2 protein-coding genes and 1 pseudogene are annotated in these 3,719 nt (G+C 41.7%); 2 read left to right on the top strand and 1 reads right to left on the bottom strand.

Annotated elements, in window-relative coordinates; translation table 11 throughout:
* Nucleotides 1–175 precede the first annotated feature (175 nt).
* Entirely contained in the window at nucleotides 176–838 is a 663-nt protein-coding gene (locus RO21_RS09740; RefSeq protein ID WP_047977595.1) for a hypothetical protein, read from the top strand.
* 83 nt (nucleotides 839–921) lie between these two features.
* A complete protein-coding gene (locus tag RO21_RS09735; protein WP_241482486.1) occupies nucleotides 922–1,281 on the top strand; it encodes a hypothetical protein in 360 nt (119 codons plus the stop codon).
* 997 nt (nucleotides 1,282–2,278) lie between these two features.
* Here the strand turns inward: RO21_RS09735 and RO21_RS13145 are convergent.
* A pseudogene (locus RO21_RS13145) lies at nucleotides 2,279–3,719 on the bottom strand (hypothetical protein); the annotation flags it as partial.

Raw genomic sequence — 3,719 nt, 5'->3', positions numbered from 1 at the left:
TAATGAATCTTATCGATTTAAACATCGTAATTAAGAAATAATAAAAGTGGAACACTTTTAAAGGATCTTTGTGGTTCAATTTTGGAAGATCATTGACACGCTCAAGCAATAAATTCATTTGTCGGGCGGAAAATCGCTATATTTCCGGCTTACTTATCACCGTAGGGAGTAAATAATGGCAGATTACGGTATTCAACTGGATAACCTCCAAATCAAACAAGACCATCGGGCATTAAATTTTCTGGTGCGGGGCGAAACCCGTGCCTACGGACACGGTGTGGAGTATTTTGATTTTCATTCGGCATCACAGCCGACAATTTTTGCCCGCCCGCTTTCGGATAATCAAGGCACGGCGCCGCATTATTTAATTAAAAACGGCAATCAGTATCGGGCGTACTTTTTAGGACGGGTCGAAGTGTTTGTCTTTAGTCAAGACCAAAACCGCCGAGCCCCATACGGTATTGAAATTATCAATGAGGCGGGCAATAAATTTTTCAGTACTGGCGATTACCCGGTCAAACCGGCCGGTATGTTTTATCTACCTGCCATCGGGCCTAACGGTTATATTCAGTGGGAGGTACCTAACAGTCATCACATTGCCTATAACTTGCTGAATAACCGAATGAGTATTGCCTATGGCAGCGGAATGAAAACAATCACCTACTGGCGAGATGTGGTAAAACGTGTCGGCAATGCGTTTCGGATAGAACACGCTAAAGTTTATGAAGGTTCGGCTAGAGGGGACGATCACTACTATCAAAATACAGAAAATATCGGCGCACTAGGCAAAGCTGCACCGACCGCTATTTGCCTCATCAATATTGCCAATATTCCTTAGTTTATTTTTTACCTTAACCGACCGCTTGCAGTCTCTCTCAAGCGGTCTTTTTTATATCATTAACCACAAAACAGGAGTCTGTTATGACGATTAAATATATTGAAAAAACCATTGAAGATGCGAACACCGGCGCGGACGTGAAATACCACGAAATCACCGCCGTCAATGCGGATTACAAAAATAAATATGTGTCCGTTACCATTGAGAGCTATATCTCCCGCAAAACCAAAGAAGCGGGCAAAGAGCCGGTCGGTTCGCCGATTACCCTCTCTCTCAATCACTGCCCGACAATGGCGGAAAACGTGGTGGATTGGGCCTATCAGCAACTTATCCAACCGTTACCACAGGATTATGCTGAACCGGAGGAAAAATACTACGGTTGGGTTGATCCGTACCTTTTCAGCGGGGGCAAAGTCAAAGAGACAGAACCAAATAACGGCTAAACACAAACGCGATTACTGCACGGGGTGGAAATCTGCCCCGTCAGACATCAACAATTGCTGTCATCAGCACGATAGAGATTATGGCAAAAACAGGCAAGTCAGCCGAAGAGACGCTGATCGCAAATTACAGAAGTGTATGCTCAAAAACGGACACCCTATTAAAGCGTGGCTATTTGGGAAAGAAAGGGAACAACAAAATGACTTAGAAAAATAAAGGTTATAATTCAATCTAATTTAAGCCTTGTAACGATATTCAATCACCTTAAATCTGTTCCGAAATAAATTACAACTTCTTGATAAATCTAGGTAAAAAATCAAGAAATCTCACATTTTTTCGGAACAATTTCATTTACTCAAGCCTTGTATTATCAGACTTAGCTAGATTTTTGCAAAAAGTATGAGAAATCCGACCGCTTGCCCTACCGATTTGCGTAACGTGTTTAGTTGTGTTTTTGGTGTCCCAAAGTTAAACCGAAATTCACATGCCTCAAGAATAAGGGGAAGTTTTTCCCTTAAATTCTTAATAAAGTCTGTTTTTGCAATAAATATCATTATATATCAATAGTTTAAAATTTTATTTTTTAAGCATTATAACTATTGTGGCTGTTTGATTTTCTTAGAAGTCATTTTTTATTTTGTAAGAAAATTTCATATTATAAAGCCACGTTATTTATATAACCATTTGAAAAATAATAATTTTCTTTATTTTAGGTATTAGGTTAGATCAAAATAACCTGAAAAATGCTGAAATTAACTGAAATTCCTACAAAATAGATCATCTTAACAGACCATTGTTCCGCAATGTATCAGCACTGTTTTAGACTGTAATTTAACTGAAAAATGAGCAATTTTTTGTAAAAATTCCGAGGGGGAGGCGGTGCTTTTTCCGTGCCATTGACGTGGACGTAAAAATTTTATGTTGATTTGGATTAGGTATAGAAAAACCGCCTAGAGAAATCCCTCGGCGGTTAGTCTTTATGGTGACAAAGTTAATCTATCACAAGGCTGATGGCTTATTGACGGAGCTGCCTCCATTGATCATTGCATCAGATTGCGGGGTATCTTCTTGCGGCTTATTATCTATGGCTTTTTCAAGAGCATAGATTTTGCTATTGACACTGTCAAAAGCCGAGTTTATTTCATTGACGATCCTCGTTAATTCGCTAACCATTTTCTTATTACTATTAGCTAGATGATTTAGTGAATGCTCAATAGAAACGCCGCCAGAAGTAACAGAGCCACCAGCGATAGTATTAGCTTGAACGTTTTCAGCGGTCATCGTTAATGCGGTTAGTGAGCCATTTATACTCACTTGGCTACCAGTTGCTGAGAACCCTGATCCAACGCTAATACTTTGTGATGCGGAAATGGATTGAGCGACTCTTAATGATTTAGTTATTTCTACTTCACCGTCTAATGTAATCGTGTCAGCTTGTAGTAATATGTTTTGTCCGCTAATAATCACTTGCCCATCGGCTGAAAAATCAATATTGCCTTTAACGACAAGAATTTTATGCTCCTTAATACTTTCAGATGCGTTGCCTCCCACACCTATTGACTTATTGCTTGCGGTGATTTCATCAATATTACCTAGCACCTGCGTGCGTTTATTGCCGCTGGCATCGACCCGTTCAAATACTTCGGACCGTTGCTGACGTAAGGTTTCACCAATCCCTACTTGCGGGAGTGTTTTGCCTTGCGGGTAGAAATTGCGAATAACGGGCTTGTCGCTGCGGCCGTTGATGAAACCGATTTCTACGATCGTGCCAATTTCGGGGAAAGCAAAATCACCGCCTTGTGATGCAGTGCTAGTAACCGGCAACGGCACGGCAGGAAATACCGGCACACTTTTATCGTCTTGATTATTTTCATCAAGTAGCTGTACATCGACTGCATATTTAGGGCGGAATGGGTCGGCAATATCGCCGGATTGGCTCGGATCGGCAATCGAAACAATTTTGGCATAACGTGCCAAATGGTAACCGCCTGCCAGTTCCGGAAACTCTTTTTCGATTGCTCTGCGTTCGGGGCTTTTTTGTAGTGGTTTGCCGGCATCGTCTAAATCTGCCCACGTCAATTCGTAATGGTCGCCTTGCAGATTGACTTTGATGATACGTTTGCCATTCACCAACGCACCGGGACGAATAGCAGCGTTCACCGGAATAGTAATCGCGTTGCTAAATTGGCTTAACGTGCTGTCGCTATCTATGTGCCATTCATTGTCGGGGTAGTCGCTATCCTGCCAAGATCCGATATAGACGGAACCATCGGTATTTTGCTGCCACATATAATGGGGAATTTGAAATTGTCGCCCAATGTTGGCCAACAACTGATAACCGCTGCCGGCGTGGGTGAACAGCGGGATCGGCTCGTTTGTGGAAGCTGCCTGCGGTATGTTGATTTCTAGTTTTGTGTTTTCTTCAAGCCATTTACAGACA

This window comes from Muribacter muris (assembly GCF_001038205.1).
In the GTDB taxonomy this organism is placed as follows: Bacteria; Pseudomonadota; Gammaproteobacteria; order Enterobacterales; family Pasteurellaceae; genus Muribacter; species Muribacter muris.
This window is presented reverse-complemented; position numbering and strand designations above follow the sequence as displayed.